The 20,584-nt window shown below is 38.6% G+C and carries 15 protein-coding genes; 3 read left to right on the top strand and 12 right to left on the bottom strand.

The annotated features are described in order from the left end of the window. Positions 1-44: 44 nt before the first annotated feature. The 10 genes from A4V03_RS15975 to A4V03_RS15930 form a co-directional block, all read right to left on the bottom strand. Complete coding sequence (locus tag A4V03_RS15975; protein ID WP_065539603.1) at positions 45-1,046, bottom strand: malate dehydrogenase; 1,002 nt, start codon at positions 1,044-1,046, stop codon at positions 45-47. A gap of 408 nt (positions 1,047-1,454) precedes the next feature. Further along, entirely contained in the window at positions 1,455-3,131 is a 1,677-nt protein-coding gene (locus A4V03_RS15970; protein ID WP_065539602.1) for an RNA-binding domain-containing protein, read from the bottom strand. Between the two features lie 2 nt (positions 3,132-3,133). Then, a complete protein-coding gene (locus A4V03_RS15965) occupies positions 3,134-5,023 on the bottom strand; it encodes a hypothetical protein (RefSeq protein WP_065539601.1) in 1,890 nt (629 codons plus the stop codon). Positions 5,024-5,050: 27 nt separating this feature from the next. After that, positions 5,051-8,158, bottom strand: coding sequence for a type I restriction endonuclease subunit R (locus A4V03_RS15960; RefSeq protein WP_065540468.1), 3,108 nt, complete (start codon positions 8,156-8,158; stop codon positions 5,051-5,053). A gap of 1 nt (position 8,159) precedes the next feature. Further along, positions 8,160-9,284 carry an AAA family ATPase gene (locus A4V03_RS15955; protein ID WP_065539600.1) on the bottom strand — a complete coding sequence of 375 codons (1,125 nt, stop codon included), beginning with the start codon at positions 9,282-9,284 and terminating at the stop codon, positions 8,160-8,162. Position 9,285: 1 nt separating this feature from the next. After that, entirely contained in the window at positions 9,286-10,527 is a 1,242-nt protein-coding gene (locus A4V03_RS15950) for a restriction endonuclease subunit S (RefSeq protein ID WP_065539599.1), read from the bottom strand. After that, positions 10,524-12,080, bottom strand: coding sequence for a type I restriction-modification system subunit M (locus A4V03_RS15945; protein ID WP_065539598.1), 1,557 nt, complete (start codon positions 12,078-12,080; stop codon positions 10,524-10,526). Before A4V03_RS15945 ends, A4V03_RS15950 begins: the two co-directional genes overlap by 4 nt. A 30-nt stretch (positions 12,081-12,110) precedes the next feature. Beyond that, complete coding sequence (locus A4V03_RS15940) at positions 12,111-12,308, bottom strand: helix-turn-helix transcriptional regulator (RefSeq protein WP_065539597.1); 198 nt, start codon at positions 12,306-12,308, stop codon at positions 12,111-12,113. 699 nt (positions 12,309-13,007) lie between these two features. Further along, positions 13,008-13,406: a hypothetical protein gene (locus tag A4V03_RS15935; protein WP_065539596.1), complete on the bottom strand. Its 399-nt coding sequence runs from the start codon at positions 13,404-13,406 to the stop codon at positions 13,008-13,010. 22 nt (positions 13,407-13,428) lie between these two features. Beyond that, positions 13,429-14,664 (bottom strand): site-specific integrase, encoded by a 1,236-nt coding sequence (locus A4V03_RS15930; RefSeq protein WP_065539595.1) that lies wholly within the window; start codon positions 14,662-14,664, stop codon positions 13,429-13,431. A gap of 387 nt (positions 14,665-15,051) precedes the next feature. Between A4V03_RS15930 and A4V03_RS15925 the strand changes: the two genes are divergently transcribed. From A4V03_RS15925 to A4V03_RS15915, 3 genes are all read left to right on the top strand, one after another. Then, entirely contained in the window at positions 15,052-15,891 is an 840-nt protein-coding gene (locus tag A4V03_RS15925; protein ID WP_065539594.1) for a CvfB family protein, read from the top strand. A gap of 115 nt (positions 15,892-16,006) precedes the next feature. Next, positions 16,007-16,684, top strand: a complete 678-nt coding sequence (locus A4V03_RS15920; RefSeq protein ID WP_065539593.1) for a DUF4476 domain-containing protein — start codon at positions 16,007-16,009, stop codon at positions 16,682-16,684. Positions 16,685-16,788: 104 nt separating this feature from the next. Next, complete coding sequence (locus A4V03_RS15915; RefSeq protein ID WP_065540467.1) at positions 16,789-17,856, top strand: hypothetical protein; 1,068 nt, start codon at positions 16,789-16,791, stop codon at positions 17,854-17,856. Positions 17,857-18,095: 239 nt separating this feature from the next. Here the strand turns inward: A4V03_RS15915 and A4V03_RS15910 are convergent, their stop codons facing one another. Both A4V03_RS15910 and A4V03_RS15905 read right to left on the bottom strand, forming a co-directional pair. Beyond that, positions 18,096-19,433 carry a TolC family protein gene (locus A4V03_RS15910; RefSeq protein WP_065539592.1) on the bottom strand — a complete coding sequence of 446 codons (1,338 nt, stop codon included), beginning with the start codon at positions 19,431-19,433 and terminating at the stop codon, positions 18,096-18,098. 9 nt (positions 19,434-19,442) lie between these two features. Next, positions 19,443-20,543 carry an efflux RND transporter periplasmic adaptor subunit gene (locus tag A4V03_RS15905; RefSeq protein WP_065539591.1) on the bottom strand — a complete coding sequence of 367 codons (1,101 nt, stop codon included), beginning with the start codon at positions 20,541-20,543 and terminating at the stop codon, positions 19,443-19,445. Positions 20,544-20,584 lie beyond the last annotated feature (41 nt).

Below are 20,584 nucleotides of genomic sequence, written 5' to 3'. Positions count from 1 at the left end.
ACTGAATTATCGTTGAGTTCCGGCTTTCCGCTAATATTGTATGTTTACTTGATGTTAGGATTCAGCGTGTGCCAGTCCTTGATGGCTGGGATGATTCCCATTTCAATCACTTCGTCACGAAGTTTGCACAGATGTTCGTAGCTCTTTTCCAGTTCTTCCTGTTCGGCAGGAGTTCCGGCTATTTCTTTATAAGTAACACCGTCTTTGGTAATCGAAGTTTCCATTGCCATCATGATATGGTCGAATTTGCCATTGGAAACATACGCTCCGGCAGGCCAGCGGAAAGGTTGTCCGCCCATAGCGGCAGCAATCATTTCAATGGAAAGATAAGCCGGACTTTGGAAAGAAGAACGGCCGCGCAGGTCGATGATATGCTTTCCACCTTGGATGACACGTACTTTCAGCGCTTCCCATTCGGTCAACGGAAGGCGGGTAGTACCGATGAAATCGGTCAAAGGTTCTCCTTTTATTTTGGTGGTAGATGCGAATACAGCCATTTGTTCGCCATGACCGCCATAGGTGCGGCAATTCTGAATGTCGGAAGCGGGAATGTGGAAGTATTTCACCAGCTCGTTTTGCAAGCGAGTGCTGTCAAGGGCAGCCAATGTGGAAACCTGTGAAGGTTTCAAGCCTGCATATAATAAGGTAATCAAACCGGTGATGTCTGCCGGATTGAAGATGACAACGATATGTTTCACATTCGGGCAATATTGACGGACATCTTTACCGAATTGGGCGGCAATCTCTGCATTTCCTTTCAACAGATCTTCGCGGGTCATACCTGCCTTGCGGGCTGCTCCACCGGAAGAAACAATATAAGAAGCTCCGGTCAGCGCTTCCTTGATGTCGGAAGTATAGGTGAGGTTGACACCTTCAAAACCGCAGTGATACAGTTCTTCTGCCACTCCTTCCAAAGCTGGTGCGAATGGATCATAGAGACAGATATTCGGAGTGAGTTTCATCATCATGGCTGTTTGTGCCATGTTGGAGCCGATCATTCCGGCAGCTCCCACAATTGTAAGTTTCTCGTTGGTTAGAAATTCCATACTTATATGTTTAAAAGGTGAATAATTTACTTTTTCTTTTTTGCCGCTACAAAGTTAACATATTAGAAAGCAGATTGTTCATTGCAAATAGTTTTGCCTGATAACGAAAAGTTATAGCTGACTCGTTGAGAGATCTGTTCAAAATAGATTATCTTTGTATCGGATAATCAATTATTCCGTATCTGATTGATACACAAATAGCGAATGCTATGGTAGAAAGTTGTTGGTAACGATTTGGCGATTTCGAGATTGCACCAATCTTCTGCGTTCTGCTTTGTCAAACAACTCTGATACAAAAGTAGCCAAATTCCTTGATTGAGCAAAGAATTGGGCTACTTTTTCAGTTATAATCCCCTTTTATAGTTATAAATAGTCGTAATAGGTCATATTTCAGTCATAATTTATGGATTACGACTTCAGGAACCAAGTTCGACCTTCAGGAATGATTAATCCTTTTTCTTTCATTTCTGAAAGAATGTTACCCAACATTCGCTCTTGTTGCTCATGTGTCTTATTTTGCGGCAGGACTTCTTTCAGATAATCGAATATGGCATCACGTTTTGCTCCTGTAGAACCTGCATTCTGCAAATACTGCAAAATCATTTGTTGAATTTTAGATTTGTCAAGACCTTTGTTACGTGTATATTCAGGTAATTGGTGTGTCTTCTTTGCTACATCAAGCGAAATACGATACTCAGAACTATCTCCTTCTAACAAGCCTCTTTCCAGTAGTGCCACTACATTGTCCTCCGAAATACGATGCCCTTTTTGTACGGCATCCAACAATATACAATCTTCCAATGTCAAAGTGTCATTTTCCTTTAAGAGTTTGGTATATTTCTCATTGATGGAATTACCATATATTTTCACACCGACCTCCTTATTCGTTGCATCTATTTCATAATCGGGCATTGGGAAATGGCGACGCCACTGCTCATTGAACATCTTCTTGATTCCTCTACTTACAGTGTCAATCATGTTGAAGTTTACCATTGCCCGGCAAAGACATTCATTTCTGAAATGTCGTTGTGGCCCTTTGGTTGCCAATGCTTTTTGCAGAGTGCCAGGAATGAAGCTACCTCCGTTTTCATAATACAGATAGCTCGGATTTTCTACAAAATTGATACGTTGTTGCAAGGTGTAATCTTGATGTGCAATGGCATTATGAAGTGCCTCACGAATCGTGTAGTCATCATATTGTTTCATTGTATCGGGGAATAATGTTCCTCCAGGCAGTTCTCTCATTGTCAGGTTACGAATCTTACCCAATATTTGATCCACAGTCAAAATGAAGGGAACCGTAAAATGTTCGTAATCCACTACCTCTTGATGTTCATCGCGTAATGTCCAAGTTACCTCCGCCATAGCTGGGCGAAGTTTAAAAACTGATACAGGTTTACCCAAAAGAATAATAGCAGCACGTGTCAATTTTCCATCAATCATGATACCGCTATTACAAAGCAATTCTTCTACCGACCATGCATCAATCTCTTCTGACGGGATTTTAGAAGCATGAACCTTTTTGAACATAACACGTGCCTTGGCAATAGCCAATTCGTCAAGGTCAGCCAGTGTAACGTTAAGGACAATCTCGGCAGACCAATCCTTTGCTTCAAATATCGGTTCTTCAAGAATAGCGGAAAGTCTTTCTTGAGTCATTTCCACTAACGAATCTTCCACTCGTTGCCATGCCTTTTTATGAGCATACACAGGACGGCGTGGGAGATGCTTAGGGATATGAATAACCCACACAACCTTTTGCGTGTCTTCCGTTATATATTCGCTGATGTCAAGCCCTTCTGAAGAAAGGTTTGTACAATGTTCAACTAATTTCCAAACAGCAGATTGTGCATTCAAGTTAAACTTCGTAAGGTCAGTACCCACAATTTCCAATGTTTGGTCCTGTACTCCAATTACAAGATGTCCACCCTCCATATTGGCAATGGCTGACACATAAGAGACAACATCATTTTTTTCGTCTCCAGCAAAGGAGTTTTTCAAATTCTTCATCTCTTTCCATTCACAACAGGCGTTCTCCTGTGGAAATTCGCGAAGTAAGTATTGTTGAAGTTCTTTTGAAGTCATAATTAATGCGATTTAAATTTTGACCAAAGATTTAGTGCTAAATTGCAAAATCCCCAAAATCCCCCTAATCCACCAATAATCTGAATGCTTTTTTGTATACATTTTGTTATATTGGGAAAACTTTGTAAAACTATTATTGCTGCTAATGCAACTATAATAGATATACACATCCAAATCCAACGCCTATTTATCTTATCCTTTTCTTCTTGTCTAATTTTCTCTAAATGCTGACTCTCTTGAATATCTGCAATCTGTTGGGATATATCAGATAATTGTCTTGATAAGTTCTTGTTGGCTTCTTGAAGTTCATTATTCTTCTGTATTTCAATCTTATGTTTATTATCTGTTTTCAGTTTATTGTTGCGTTCTGTTTCAATAATTGCATGTATATCCTTGTTAAACTTTTCAGGCTCAGAAATAGAACCATGCAATAATTTGTGAATCTTGATGGTAGATTCTTGAGATATAGAAGATAACAATATTTTATAGTCATCAGCAGATATATTTTGCAAAGATGAAACGACACTATCAAATTCGTTAATTAAATCCCTGCTAGGGTATTCTTCTGATAAAGTTTGCGCAATCAATTCGTTTAATCCAATTGAAGAAACCCTTCCTGATAATTTCTTAGGATTCTGTAAAAACAATAAACTCGTTAGTTCATCAGGCATAATGATTTCACCTATGTTGCCATTAACCTTCTTTGTAATGTTAAATTCACAAAGTTTTCTGTTGGCAGTTACAAACCAATAACTAGCCTTTTGTAGCAACTTTTTATTTGGATCATATTTGCGCTTTTCCCGAACATGTAAATATGCAACAACATCATGTACTGCAGAATGTTTTCTAAACCAAATTTCTTTTAATTGCGTTGCATCGTCAGTATTTGCAAATTTCTCAATATCAGATTCGGGAACCTTGTCTATATTAATTTTATAGTCTGTTTGTAGTAAATTATCCAAATTTCCATGCAAAGCGATAAGCCAAGTTTTATTTTTTCCTAAACGAACACATGCCTCATTAATTGTTGTCGTTGGATGATTCCTATCATAATTGTGTATAGCATTTTGTATATTAGTTTTTATCTCATCTAATGTTATGTCCATCAATCTGATATTGCCTCCAGTATCATGAATTAATTTAATTAATTCTTTTGTTGGAGGCGTATCTTCTGCTCTTTGCAAGTCTAAAAGTTCCAACACTATTTGGGTGTCAAGATAATACGATGTTCCTTTTTCTAATTTCGCCTCTAAATCAAAATCAGATTCTAAATATGACGCAATAACAGAACCTATAAAAATTTGTTTTGTAGCCTTATATAGGTTGTCATTATTTTGTTCTATGTATTGAAGGAAACGTACATGAGGCATAAAAGAAACTTCAGAACAATCTGTAATATCATTAACTCTTCCCGAAAGGAATGATGAGATTTTATTCTTATTCTTATTTATAAAATCTGAAAAGGACGGAATGTTGTTTATATTTTCTCCTTGTTCTTTGGCAAATATTTCAAATGCCTGTTGTAGTGCATTTGATTTGCGTCTCTCTACGTTATACGATTCTTCGATGTCGCAGAACGAGAATGATTTAAACGAGAATGAAAAATTATTACCATTTTCTATAATCTGAAAATCAAATTTTGTTTTATCCTTTCGAGACAAATCATTAACAACAGACTTTATAAGTTTACGAATAATTAGCAATGGCACATCAATTCCATATTCTGAGGATATCAAATTACATATGTCTTGGTCGCTACCAATAGTTTTGTTCTTAGCGTATAAAGACAATGCTCTTTTGCATATAGGAACATATACAGCACTATAAATATCTGTGCTATTTTCTGTTAAGGCTGCAAAAAAGGAATATGTTGTTAATAATTGTTCGCTCATAATACTGTATTTATTTAAAACTTTAATTTATAATTTTCCACCTACTCCCTTGAACTTCTCTACAAATGCTGCAATTAGCAAGAACACCTTATGCTTCTTGGTCAAGTACATAGGATTCAACGGACTCATCTTTGGTAAGATACTATTAAAGTCGGTTCCATTCTCACTAACAAACTCACGCTTTAAGGAAACAGTAATGTATCGCTTGGCTTCTTCTTCATTTAAGTTTTCAGAAGAAATTAACTCTGAGGCCTCTTGCTTCTGTTTACTTTGTGCATATTCAAAGAACGACTCAATAATACTAGCCTTATCAGTAATAGTGTCCAAGTCTGTATCGTTAATAAAATCAACGATAAGACTTTCCTTCGCTCTGTTACCTACACTTGCACGAATTACACCTCGTATCTCTTCAATCAATGCAGTTTTATCTTTGGTCTTATTATTCTTCTCGAAGATTAACTCCAGTATATAGTCCAAGTTTATCTCTTGAGATTTAAGCAGGTCAATCTCAAAGACAACGTCATCCCAATCAATCTTAGATTTTTCAGCAGCAGAACCATCCTTCTCACGTCTTAACCAATCTCTAATATCGTTATAAGTAGATTTGTAATCTTGAACGGCTCGTTCAGACAACATTTCTACCTGTTGCATTTCCTTAATATCCTCATCTGTTACGAAATATGTATTTTTAAATTCCTCAACAGCATTAGGATTGTCCAAGTCTATCCCTTGCAAAGCCTTAAGATGAGTATATTCATCATAGTTCTGCAAAATGTTCTCAATACGTAAGTACTCACCAAAGAGTTTAGAAAAATCTTTTTTATCTTGTTCTGTCTCTATCTTATCGACATCGGGGAATCTTTCATTTAACTCTTTTACAACCTCAATATATCCTCTACGGGCATCACCCGTAACAATATCCTTAAATCCTTCCAAATATTCTTTGTAACTCCTTTCGAGCACTACATTTCTAGTATTACTATCTCCAAATAGAGTTATAGCATCAATAGTGTGTTGCTCTAAATCTCTAAATGTAACGATATTACCGAATGTTTTTGTTGCATCAAAAATTCTATTCGTACGAGAGAAAGCCTGAATAAGTCCGTGATAACGTAAATTCTTATCAACAAATAAAGTATTAAGTGTTGGAGCATCAAAACCAGTAAGGAACATGCCAACAACAATGACAAGGTCTATTTCTTTTTTCTTTACTCGTTTGGCAAGATCTCTATAATAGTTCTGGAATTCTCTGCTATCAACCCCAAAACTTGTCTTAAACATAGCATTATAATCGTTAATGGCATTAGTCAAGAACTCTTTTGCACTAACATCCATTGCTGTAGGCTCAAAATTCTCATCCATAATTTCACCGATTGCCGATTGCTCTTCATTGGCCGCAAATGAAAAGATTGTTGCTATCTTCAATGGCTTTTCAGAGCCTTGCTGAAGGTTGTTTAATTCCTCATAATAACACTTAGCTACATCTACACTACTAACTGCAAACATCGCATTAAAACCCTTATTAGCACCTATACTTCGATGAGTTTTTATCTTGAAATTATCCAATATATATTGAGATATTTCTTTGATACGTGCAGGGTGAAGCAGTGCAGACTTGTTTTCTGCCGCACTTAACTTTTTTTCATTTTGTTCCGTTTCGATTCCCTTGAATCGAGGACGAACATTGTTATAATCGACCTTGAATTTTAAGACTTTTTCATCACGAATGGCATCTGTAATAACATACGAATGCAACTCTCTTCCGAACACACTCGCAGTGGTATCAGAGCCAAGTGCATTTTCTGGGAAGATTGGAGTTCCTGTAAATCCAAACTGATAGTATTTCTTAAACTTCTTCTTTAATTGCTTTTGCGCTTCACCAAACTGTGAGCGATGTGCTTCATCGAAGATAAAGACAACTTGTTTCTGATAAATGGGCAAATCGTTTTCGCTCTTCATCAGATTATTTAATTTCTGAATAGTGGTAACGATAATCTTGTTATCGTCTTTATCTATGTTTCGTTTCAGTCCGGCAGTGCTTTCTGAACCATTCACACTATCGGGAGAGAATCGCTGATACTCTTTCATCGTTTGATAGTCAAGATCTTTTCTATCAACAACAAAGAATACTTTGTCTATGAAATCGAGTTGAGTAGCCAACCTTGCAGCCTTAAAACTCGTAAGAGTCTTACCAGAACCTGTTGTATGCCAAATATATCCACCACCTTCTGTAGTAGACCATTTCTTTGCCTGATATGAACTCCTAATTTTCCATAGTATTCTCTCCGTTGCTGCAATCTGATATGGTCGCATTATCAACAATGTATTGTTTGAATCAAATACTGAATATGTTAGTATTACATTCAGCAGAGTATTCTTCTGAAAGAATGTTGCAGTAAAATCCTTCAAGTCTTTAATCAACGAATTGTTTGCTTTGGCCCAATTCATTGTAAAGTCAAAACTATTCTTGTTTCGTTCTACAGTATTGGCAAAATATCGGCTATCAGTGCCATTGGATATAACGAATAGCTGAATGTACTTATATAAAGAGTCCTTTGTGTTAAAACTCTCTTTTGAATAGCGATGTACTTGATTGAATGCTTCTCTAATCGCAACACCTCGCTTCTTCAACTCAACTTGAACCAAAGGTAGTCCATTAACCAAAATTGTCACATCATAACGGTTAAGATGTGATCCTTCTTGCACAAACTGCCTGATAACTTGAACCTTGTTTCTTGATAGATTCTGCTTGTCTACCAAATAGATATTTTTAATATGACCATCATCAAAGACAAAATCATAGATGTAATCATCTTGGATTTTTCTTGTTTTTTCGATGAGAGAATCGCTTGGTTTATCAAGATATTCTTCTAAATATCTCGCCCATTCGCTATCAGTAAATTCAACATCATTGAGTACTTGCAGTTGCGTTCTGACATTAGCAAACAATGCTTCAGGAGTATTTAAATCAGGTAAATATTCGTAACCCTGATTCCTTAAATCTTGAATAAACTCATGTTCAAGTGATGCCTCTGTTTGATACACAACAGAAGGCTCATTTAACACTGAATACTTTTCATACTCATCAAGTACGATAAAGTTGTTCGATTCTGCTATGGTGTTATAGTATGCCATTTTATTCTTCGGTATAATAATTATTATCGACAAGATGCTTCAAGAGCAATTTTAAAGTGTTTTTCTCAGGTTCTGTTGGCTCAGGAATTACCTCATTTGACAATGTGGAATGGCTCGTGAACTGAATAATCCTGTTATAATATGTCTTCTTGTCATCAGGTAACAAATCTGACCATTGTGGATAGCCTAAAAAGTTTGCGGTCTTTTCGTAAAGATTTCGAAGGAGCATGAAATGATACTTTTCAATCTTATTATCATCAACTGCTTCTTGGAGGACTGACCTCAAATACAAGTGGTATGAGAAACTCTTATTTGAATCTCCAAGTTTCCCATTCAACTCATATGTGCCATCGTCTTCTTTATCTAATAGATAGCAGCACTCGTTTCCCTGTCTATTTTTCTTCTTTAGCTCCAACTCATTGTATAGCACATTATAAAACAACGGATTATGAGTTGTAATGATAAACTCAATATCAGATTGACTCGACTTTATTAATTCTGCAATATTAACAGCAAGCTCTATTAGGTGATTCTCATCCAAAGAACTGACAGGGTCATCGATAAAAATATATTCCAACTCATCAAATTGATTAGTATCACGATTTGCAGGCTCTGACTCATTTAATGTATCTATAACTAATTTTATCAAGCTGAAAAAGACACACCAAATCAAACAACTTTCTTCTCCTTTGGAGATTTTAATATTGTCTATCGTATTATCATCTCCACGCTCTAATGAAAAAGAAATCTCATTGAAGTCTTTGTTAAAAGATGGAGTAAGTTTGTCATTCGTATAACGCTGAAAGTGCGTAATTATATTAGACTCTTGACCTTGATCTTTGAATATCCAATCTGTAAAACTGTTTGGGTGTATGATTAACTTTCTATTGGTATCTTCATGCAAATCATTATCCCAATAGAACAAATCTTCGGTAAAGGCATTATAGTAGAGAACTTTTAATGGCCTCTCTTCTTCTGTCTCTTCACCTTCAGTTTTGGGTGCAACCAACTCCTTAAACTCACGAGAAAGGCGAGTTTTTCCAACACCATTGAAGGCATAAATCAATTGTACCTTCTTATTGGCATCTTTAAGCGTTTGGGCAATTTCGGTCAATGTCTTTCCCATATCAAGCACTTAATTTATACTTTGGAAATGATAGTAGTTTATTTCTATAATATTCGTATTGTTCTTTTACTGCTGCTATTTCTGCTGGCAGCCCTTGTACTAGGTCGCTAACCAATGCTTCAAACTTATCAAGAATAGAAACTATACGCTCTTGTTCTGTTAGGGGAGGTATAGGTATCTCAAATTGTTCTAATTGTGATTGATGCAACCTAATGACTTTTGTCCCTGTAACTCTACTCCTTTTGTATTTTGCAAATGCATATGTTTGAAAATAATACGCTATGTATTTGGGATTTTGATCATGAGAAAAAGCTAGACTATCTCCACTAATACAAATTTCTTCATCCCCAAGCCAAGCAACACATTTGCAAACATCATCAATATTTTCACTTACGGTTGCAAATACCAAATCGCCATAGTGAGCTTTTTTGCACTTCTTGGCTGTTTCACTGTTTACATACGATTTGATCTTTGTTGCAAATGTCCCATAGTGTGTATATATCTGACCATAATGAATACAAGGGATTCCACTTTCTGTAAAATCCTTTTTTTGCAAGCCATTGCCTCTTATGAATGTACCTAACTCACTCATTTTCATCCATATTACGCCTTGCCCCCCTATTTTATTGAATGTCAGCAACTTATTTCGATAGTATTCATATTGCTCTTGTCTCGCTTGCAGCTCCGCTTGCAGCTCCGCTGCATATTCTGCGAAGCGGTCGAGAATGTTTGCAATTTCTTCTTGCACAACAAAAGGAGGAACTGGAATCTCAAAAGTTTCCATTAGTTTAGTAGAGCTTAAATTGGGTTGGGCTCCACCTCCAGCAAGTACATATAAAGTCCCTGTATTCGCAAGAAGTACATGATATAAGTATCTTCTTGATAGGATACCACTATGAGGCTTAAACTTTCCGATTCGTTGGTTTAAATATGAGATATCATCATAATTATAACATCCTATTTTTCCAGTCGTGGCACCTGACATTGCAATCAAAATATCTCCATTTTTGATTGAAAATTGTTCTAGGTCTGTTTTATAATCCTCTTTATAAAAATATTTAACATCATCTATATCAACAGTACGACCATTGATATTAGTTATACGTATAATCTTTTCTCCATCTTCTCTAAAAAGACTACTTCTAAAAGCAAAGCCATTCACAAAATCACATACCTCCCCAAGCTTCTTGTTTTTAACACCATTGGGGCAAAGTTCCTCTATCAATCTTTTCAACTTATTCATAGCTCATCCTCCTCTAATTCCGCGATGATTTTATTAATCTCTGTTCTCAATTCATTCTCTCGTGCCACAATCTTGCGGATGCGTTCATTGAGTTCCTTAATATTGGTTTCTTTTCGGGTCTCTTTTGCTTCTACATAACTACTGACGGATAGATTGTAATCATTTTCTGCAATCTGTTTGTTGTCAATAGATTTTGCAATAGCTTCTTTATCTTCTTTTCTATCAAAGATTTTTATAATCTCACTTATATGCTCCTCTTCAAGAACATTGTTATTTGTTCCTTTTTTATAAAACTTATTGCTGGTAGCATCAATAAATTGAGTCTTTGTATCTAATTTATGTTTAGATAAAACTAAGATGTTTACCGCAATCGTAGTTCCGTAGAATAGATTAGGTGCCAGTGCAATAACAGTCTCTACAAAGTTGTTATCTACCAAATATTTTCTAATCTTTTGCTCTGCACCTCCTCGATAGAAAATACCAGGGAAACATACTATCGCAGCTCTACCTTTGCTTGAAAGATAACTCAATGCGTGCAGTACAAAAGCGAAGTCCGCTTTTGACTTAGGGGCTAACACACCTGCAGGAGCAAATCGATCATCGTTAATCAGTGTTGGGTCATCAGAACCAATCCAATTTACGGAGTACGGAGGATTGGATACAATCGCATCAAAAGGCTTGTCATCGCCAAATTGAGGATCCATCAGAGTATTGCCTAGCGCAATGTTAAATTTGTCGTAGTTTATGTTATGCAGAAACATATTCATACGAGCAAGATTGTATGTAGTATGGTTAATCTCTTGACCAAAGAAACCTTCTTCAATAATATGCTCATCAAACTGTTTTTTCGCCTGCAACAATAATGAACCAGAGCCTGCAGCAGGGTCATAAATCTTATTTATGGAACTCTGGTTATGCATTGCCAAGCGCGCAATAAGATTTGATACACATTGAGGAGTAAAGAACTCACCACCTGATTTTCCAGCATTAGCAGCATAATTGTGTATCAAGAACTCATAGGCATCGCCAAACAAGTCGATATGATTGTCTTCAAAATTACCGAAGTTCAATCCTTCAACACCCTTTATAACAGCTGCCAAACGACTATTCTTATCCTCTACGGTATTTCCTAATCGAGTGCTTGTGGTATCAAAGTCTGCAAATAGGCCTTTGATGTCTCCCTCTGAATCATAACCAACCGCAGAACCCTCAATTGCTGTAAATATAGCTTTGAGGTCTGTGTTTAGATTTGGATTCTTGTTCGCTGTTTTAGCGATATTTACAAATAACTGACTTGGGTATATGAAATATCCTTTGGTCTTAATCGCATCGTCTTTAATTTCGGGAGTGATTATGCTATCAGGCAGATTAGCATAATCAACGCTCTCATCTCCACCTTCAATGTAATTCGAGAAATTCTCACTAATAAAACGGTAGAACAATGTACCAAGGACAAACTGCTTAAAGTCCCATCCATCAACCGCTCCACGTACTTCGTTGGCGATTTTCCATATCTGAGCCTGTAATAGAGCTCTTTGTGTATTGCTTGTCATAAAAACTTTCGATTTATACTTATGGTAGAGTTACGCTTTATTTATCAAATTCTGCACATCAACCTCCAATAAGGTCGCAATCTTTACTAATGTTGCCAAATCAGGTTGTGCCACATTGGAACACCATTTAGATACAGTTGACGGATTTTTACCTAATTGTTCTGCCAACCATTTGCCTGTTTTCTTCTTTTCGACAAGCACTATTTTAAGACGATTTATATCCTCCATTATAATCAATCTATTGAATTTAACGCAAAGGTATTTATTTTATCGGGAATAAAAGAATAATAGCCAAGAAAAATTCCCAACTTACTAATTATCCCGACTTCGGAGGGATAAGTTCGCAGAATGCGGCAAGGTTTTCGGGAGTAACCCGAAAGGTTTTGAGTTACTCAAAACATACCTTGCTGTGTCCAGAAGAATACAAGTCTAAAGTTTCAACTCTTGGCTTGTAATTGGGACTGCCATAACATAGGTAAGCAATATGGCGGTTGTCAAGTTTGTGGGCAATAAAGCTATACAGCCCGCATGTGTGCCTGCCGTATAGCCAGCAGGACAGCAAGCCGACCGGTCTGTGGCAAACATAGAATTGCTGTTTCTTTGAGGGAGGGATTCTTCCTTCTAAAAAAGAAACGGATAGCAGAGCTATCTATGCTCTACTATCCGTCTGAGTTTCCTGTTTCCCATCGGTCGGTCATCTCCTCTATGGGTACTTTACCTGTGCGACCTTGAAATATGCAAGTTTTTTCGGATCAATACATTCGAAGTATGAGAGGAAGATTGTTCCGAAAACGGCTTGCCGCTTGAACTTGCAGATTTCATAAGGTGTTCGCACATACCTTTGTAACCATAGAGGAATGAACGTATGATGGGAATTTCATACATGGGTACATTTGAATGTAGCATCATACCCACATCTATACGCATTTAGTTATGTCCATACTTATTTTCATTCATACATTCGTGCGTATGCACATTCAAAAACAGTACGCCGTTTCTTGGCTTGGTTGCGAGTTTGTTCATTACACACTCTCTAACCTTGTATGCTCCCAATGTATTTAGTCGAAAAGATAGAGCAACAATCATCAGGAGTGCATAAACATCTATGCTTATTCCATTGGATAATTTGATACATCTTTGTACCTCACATTCATCAAGGATTCCGCTTTTGTATATGGCTTTGATATTACCTCTTAAAATCGAATATTTGATACCGAACAGCTCAATCAATTCATTTGTGTTCATCCAAATGTCATTGTTCGTTGTGCTCGGGAAATGGATTCTTCCATATTCACCCATTGTTATGATGTTTCTTTCTTGTTTCATCGTTTCTTGGTTTTAGAGGTTGTTAAATGGCTTTACAAATAAAAGTCTCCAGCGATTCTATTTGCTTGGATAGATTCTCAATATCATTGCTTACCTTCTCGGCTGTAATCTTTGCATAAATTTGAGTGCTTCGTATGCTTGTATGCCCCATCAATTTGGATAGCGTTTCAATGGGCACTCCATTGGATAAGCAAATGGTCGTGGCGTATGAATGCCTGCTTTGATGCCAACAGACGTTCTTTTGAATTCCGCATAGTTTAGCCACAGCCTTTATCCCATGTCGGCAATTGGCATAACAGGGTACAGGCAACAATTTATTGCCTTCCGCCAGACTTTGATACTTCTCGATGATATGTTTGGCAGTGTCGAGCAATCGGATATTGGTTTCCGTTCCCGTCTTTTGTCGATTGGTCTTAATCCATAAATGCCCATCGAATGATGTTTGTAAATTGTCGGTTGTGAGATTATACATATCCCTCCAACTCAATCCGCTGAAACAACAGAAAATGAAAAGGTCTCTAATCAGTTCGTAACTTTTCTTCTTGAATGTTCCGTTGATAAGCATCGTGATTTCTTCTTTGGTTAAGAATCCTTTTTTGGTTTCTTCCTTTGTAATACGATAAGCATAAAACGGGTCGCGTTGTAACCAACCGTTGTTGATGGCTGTATATATAATACTGCGGAACGGCATCATATACGACCATACGGTATTGGTGCAATGATTCTTCTCAGTACGGAGGAACAACTCGAAGTCGGTGATGAATGCCGGGGACAGCTCACGCAAGGCAATATCGCTTACCTTGTAGCGATGCTTGATGAATTCTTCCAAATGGTCGTAAACGGTGCAATACTTCCAATAACTGCGTTGGCTTTTCATCTTGCCCACTTGTCTGGCGTAATCTTCATTGTGCTGTCGAAATACAGCAAGCAGGGTTTTATGGTTTTGTCCCATACCCAAGAAAGCATTTCTGACCTTCTCTGCAGACACATAACCATCCCTATCCATAATTTCTTGATAAGCCTTGTTGATGCCTATTCTGATTTTATCCAACATTCGGTTGGTTTCTTGTGCAACAATGCTTCTTCCCGACATTCTGCCGAGACTGACATTCCATAACTTTTCCTCTACATCCAGTTTGCAACTGAATTGGGAAATCTTGCCGTTTACGGTGATGCGGCACATCACAGGCACAAGCCCGTTCTTTTTCGGGGCATTGCGTTTGAGATAGAATAATACTCTGAAAGTGCTTCTGTTCATAACTCTACTTTTTTGTTTGCGAAATTATTACTTGTAGAGTTGAGTGACGATAGGCAAAACACAGCGTATCGGTGCAAAAGAATCAGCCGAAGCGAAACAGGAACGAAGATATGAGAAATTTTCCTATATTTGCAACTGCAATCGCTTAACAAACATTGCTATTCAATCAGTTACAGCAACCAATATACTCCATTGAAATCAAGAATCAAAGTAATGGTATAGTAACGAAACTTTGTCATTTCTTGGCTTTTCATTGGCATTTGATGGTATTGTAACATCTTGGCAAATACTGTTAAATCGCTAACAGACAACATTCTTTCCCCATTTCGCACTCACTTTCGCTTCTTTGTTGTATCTTTGTATCTTATATAATAAATAGATAAGAATATGAGCATCGAATTAGGAAAGTTCAACCAGCTTGAAGTCGTGAAAGAAGTCGATTTCGGCGTATATCTCGACGGTGGGGAAGAAGGTGAGATTTTGTTGCCTACCCGTTATGTGCCCGAGGATTGTAAGATAGGGGATATTTTGAATGTGTTTCTTTATCTGGATATGGATGAGAGGCTGATTGCTACGACACTGACCCCGTTAGTGCAAGTCGGACAGTTTGCTTGTCTGGAAGTCTCCTGGGTAAATCAATACGGAGCTTTCCTGAACTGGGGATTGATGAAAGACCTGTTTGTGCCGTTCCGTGAGCAGAAGATGAAAATGCAGGTTGGACGGAAGTATGTGGTTCATGCACATGTGGATGAAGAGAGTTATCGTATTGTAGCTTCGGCAAAAGTGGAACGTTATCTGTCGAAAGAAAAGCCGGAATATGCTTCGGGAGCAGAGGTGAATATTCTTATCTGGCAGAAGACGGACTTAGGCTTTAAGGCAATTATAGATGATATGTATAGCGGTTTGTTGTATGAAAATGAAATATTCTGTCCGTTGGAGACAGGGATGGAGATGAAAGCTTTTGTGAAACAGGTGCGTGAAGATGGCAAGGTAGATTTGATTCTTCAGAAACCCGGTTTTGAAAAGATTGACGATTTTTCGAAAACGCTGCTAGAATATATCAAAGAGCACGGGGGACGAATCAACTTGAATGATAAAAGCCCTGCGGAAGATATCTACGGCACGTTTGGTGTCAGCAAGAAAACCTTTAAGAAAGGAGTGGGCGACTTGTATAAGAAACGTCTGATTACCTTGCACGAGGATGGCATTGTTTTGGCGGATTCCTAAACAGAATAGGGATTTCCCTACATACGAATAGAGAGAATCATTGGGGTGGGGAGTTTCCTCACCCTATTTTTGTGGTATCAGATTAAAGATATAAATAATAAAAACCAAATAAGTTATGCGTAAGATTATAATAAGTTTCTGCATCCTGTTCGCTGCCCTTTCCTTACAAGCACAGTCTGTTAACGGAATCCGCATTGACGGTGGGAATACTCCGATACTTGTTTACCTGGGAGGAAACCAAATCTGTTTGCCAACTACCACTTGTTTCGTTGCTAATTTGAAATCGGGCTATTATACCGTCGAAGTGTATGCCACCCGGTTTACCCGGCCCGGTGAACGAGTATGGAAAGGGGAAAGATTGTACAATGAACGTGTTTATTTCAAAGGAAGCGGTGTAATGGAAATAATGGTGAATGGACGTGATGAGATGCGTCCGGACAACAGACCCGGACGTCCGGAACACGGTGGACATCGCCCGGTTTATGATCGGTATGACAGGGTAATGAACAAACAGCTTTTTCAAGCGTTTTTTGATAATGTCAAGAATGAGCCTTTCGAGAAAGATCGCATTGCGTTAATCAATGCTGCATTGGCTAGTTCTGATTTTACGGCCGATCAATGTCTTCAGTTGGTGAAATTCTATGCGTTCGATAATGAGCGAATGAAGATTATGAAAATGATATATCCGCGGATTGTGGATAAAGAGGCTTTCTTTATGGTGATTAATAGTCTGACATTTTCTTCTAACAAAAAAAAGATGTATGATTTTGTGAAGGAATACAGTGAGCATTGATACTATATTGACTGTACGGTTATAGAACTGTACGATTATAGAGATATGTTAAGCATGTTTATTGAGGAATATTATCAGAATAATAAATGATAGGAGATTGAATGATGAAACGAATACTGTTTTTACTCTTTGCGGTCGGTCTGACTGCCAATATGACCGTAATGGCTGGAATGAGCACCGGCAAGGTACGTAAGGAGACACGTTTTCTTACCGATAAGATGGCGTATGAATTGAGCTTGAGTACACAGCAATATAATGATGCGTATGAGATTAATTACGACTTTATTTATTCTGTCCGTAATATAATGGATTACGTAGCACGTGGTTACGAATGGGCATTGGATGATTATTATGAAGCTTTGGATATCCGTAACGACGATCTTCGCTGGGTATTGAGCGATGCACAGTATCGCCGGTTTCTGGGTGCCGAGTATTTCTATCGACCGATTTATGTAACCGGAGGGAAATGGAGTTTCAGGGTTTACATCAATTACCCGAACCATAGCTTGTTTTATTTTGGTGTGCCTTATCATTACCGTACTTATTGTGGAGCGCATTATCGTCCGCACTTTCACCATGCAAGCTACTATCGGGGAAGATATACTAATTTCAACCATTACTCTGCACCGCACCGGGTGAGAGATCAGAGAGTATATCACTCCTACCGTCGTTCGGACTTCGGTTCTGTCCGGTTCCGTCCCAATACTTCCATGCGTCCGCATAATGCACCGACGCGTCCGGGTCATTCTTCCCGTCCGGGGGCATCGGCAACACGTCCCGGAACATCTCGTCCAAGCACATCTACTCGTCCTGATACGTCTCGTCCTAATACGTCTCGTCCCGGAACAACAACGCGACCTGGGACGTCGACTCGTCCCCGTCCGGAAGCAAGTTCCGGTCCGAACCGTGAAAGTGGAAAAACAAGTAGCAGCTCAAGGGAAAGTTCAAGCAGGCGAAACAATAGTAGTGGTTCCTATAATAGAAATAACAGTTCCGAAAGAAACAATCGTTCTTCCAGTCGTGGTAATTCTAGCCGTAGTAGTTCTAGCTCTACCCGGAGCAATGTTTCCAGCGGACAAACAGAAAGACGTTCTTCTTCCGGAAGTACGAGAGGTAATAACACTCAAAGCTCTTCCCGTTCCTCTGAAAGAAGCAGCAGTTCAAGAAGATAACCTATTCCTTTATTATTTATATCAATCTCATTGCTCCTCAGTGGTAGGAGAACTAGACTCCGGTTTTTCACTGGCTAGACTATTTCGGGCGTCGCCCGTAACTTGGATGTCGGGGCGGATACTATCCGCCTCGATTTTACTTATTACTCCTTGCTGTGCGAAACGTTTTGTAATCTATCTGATGTCGCAAACGGATATGTTTTAAGGAACTACTATACTAAACTCAAATATATTTCTTTTTATTCAATGACTTGTCCTTTGTAGAAATCCAGAATTTTAGTCCGGAACAGATAGTCATATTTTGCTTGCAACTTATCCGAAAGAGCCCTAGTCAGATTAAGTTTGGCTTCATTATATTCTACAAAGGTAGCTTTGCCGTTATTGAACTTTTCGCTCATCAGGCGGAAAGACTCCTCGTTGGCTTTCACTGCCACTTCACTGGAATTGTATTTGCTTTCTGCAGCTAGAGCATTATACCAAGCCTGCTGAATCTCTTTGTAGAGTGCTTTCTTTGCGTTATCCAATCTCAAAGATAAGTCTATTTGTTGTAAACGCGCGGTACGTACCCGGTTTCGTGTAGAAAAACGATTAAAGATCGGAATGCTCAAGTTGAACCCTACATACTTATTCAGGTTGTTCTTTATCTGACTGCCGAAGCTGTTTCCTGATCTTCCGCTCACCGTATAGTAATTGCTACCCAAACCGGCGCTGAAAGAGAGTTGTGGATAGAATGCACTTTGAGCAATACGAATGCTATTAAGGCTACCTTGCAAACGGTATTCTGCAGCCTTAATACTTGGCTTGTAAGCAAGAGCCTGTGTATATATATCATCCGGTGGAGTGAGAGATTCGAACTCAAGTTCTTCCTTAGGACTTTCGAGCACGAATCCTTCAGGCGTAGGTAATTCCAAAAGCTGGGTGAGGTCTAATAATGACAACTTGTGCATATTGTCTGATTGTATAGCAGTCATTTCGTCCTGTGCGACACGGGCTTGTGCTTCGGCCACTTCAGAAGGGGACGCTTTACCTACTCCGTGGAGCCCTTGGATACGCTTTAGCTGGTCTTTGCTTAAATTTACCTGATTATGGGCTACCTTACTTAATTCTTGGTTGAATAAAACCTGCAAATAAGCGGAAGTGACATTGATTGCAATGTCTTCTTTGGCTTTATTCAAATCTTCTATAGCGGCTTTTAAATCCAACTTGGCAAGTGAATATTGGTTAGACAGTTGCAAACCGGTAAATATAGGTACATTGGTTCCCAAGCTGAAGCTGGTATTGGCACTGTTAATGTCACTATACGAGTTATCTATCGGAGAAGCAGCACGTCCCCAACTCCAGTTTTGGCTGGCGCTACCGCTCAAATTCGGAAGACGTGTCCATTTGCTAGTGTTTACACTCACTTTATTGGCTTCAACACTGTTGGCGGATTGACGAATCTCTATATTATGCTCGATGGCATAGTCGATACATTGCCGCAATGTCCATGCTTGCGGAGAGTTGTTCTGCGCTTGGATAGAAGTGATTCCGACCCCGGCAAGCAGAAGGGCTGATATGGTTTTACGAATTGTTTTCATCGAATTCAATTATTTATCTTTTTTCTCTGCACCCCGTATTTTGTCCTGTGCAGTTATTCCTTTCTTGATTTCTATCTTGATTCCATCACTCATTCCGGCAGTCACCTGTGTACGCCGGAACTTTTGTTCGGGCACTGAATCTGTCATGATGTACACAAATGTAGAGTCGCCATTAAACTCGATAGTGCTTTCGGGCACTGCCAATACTTGACTTGCCCTTTGCAACACGATTTCCGCATTAGCCGAATATCCGGAACGAATCTGAACGGAATCCGGAATAGTAATTGCAGCTTTGATTTCAAATTGGTTGGCACCGTTGGTTTCTATCCCTTTCGGAGAGATATATTCCAAAATGGCGTTGAATGTCAGATTCTGCAAAGCTCCGATTGTCAGCTTGATCGGCATTTGTTCGTGGATACGTCCCACTTCCGTTTCATCAATATTACCGCGGAAAATCATGTCGCTCATGTTGGCTACCGTAGCAATTGTGGTTCCATCATTGAACGTGTTACTCATAATTACAGAGTTACCGGCTTTTACAGGTACATCCAGAATCAACCCGTCGATGGTAGAACGAATCATCGTACTACTGAACGATGCGCTATTTTTAGTAATCCCTTCTTTTACGATTTCCAGATTATCTTTAGCCGTTTGTCTTTCTTCACGAGCCTGCTTCAAAGCTACTTCACTTTTCTCATATTCTTCCCGGCTAATCAGCTGATCTTCGTACAACTTCTTTACACGGGCAAAATCCGTTTCTGCCTGTGTTGCATTAATCTCTGCCAGGCGCACACGGCTTTCTGCAGAATTCAGTTGTCCGAGTTCTGGGATTACTTTTACTTTGGCAATCACTTCCCCTTTCTTCACAGCTTGTCCGGCTTCTTTATACACTTTGTCGATGATACCCGAAATCTGCGGTTTGATTAAAATTTCGTCTCTCGGTTCCACCTTTCCGGTAGCCACTGTGGTCTTTTGGAGGTCGGTGACTTCCGGTTTTACTATTTCGTAAGTGATTACCTTGGGTTTAGACTTCTGATAAAGGAATACGAATGTTCCGACAAGAAGGATAGCAATGACTACCAATAATGTGATTTTCAGATACTTTTTCATGACTTTATTTATATTTCTATTGTTTACGATTAATAATTGAA

Source organism: Bacteroides caecimuris (assembly GCF_001688725.2).
In the GTDB taxonomy this organism is placed as follows: Bacteria; Bacteroidota; Bacteroidia; order Bacteroidales; family Bacteroidaceae; genus Bacteroides; species Bacteroides caecimuris.
This window is presented reverse-complemented; position numbering and strand designations above follow the sequence as displayed.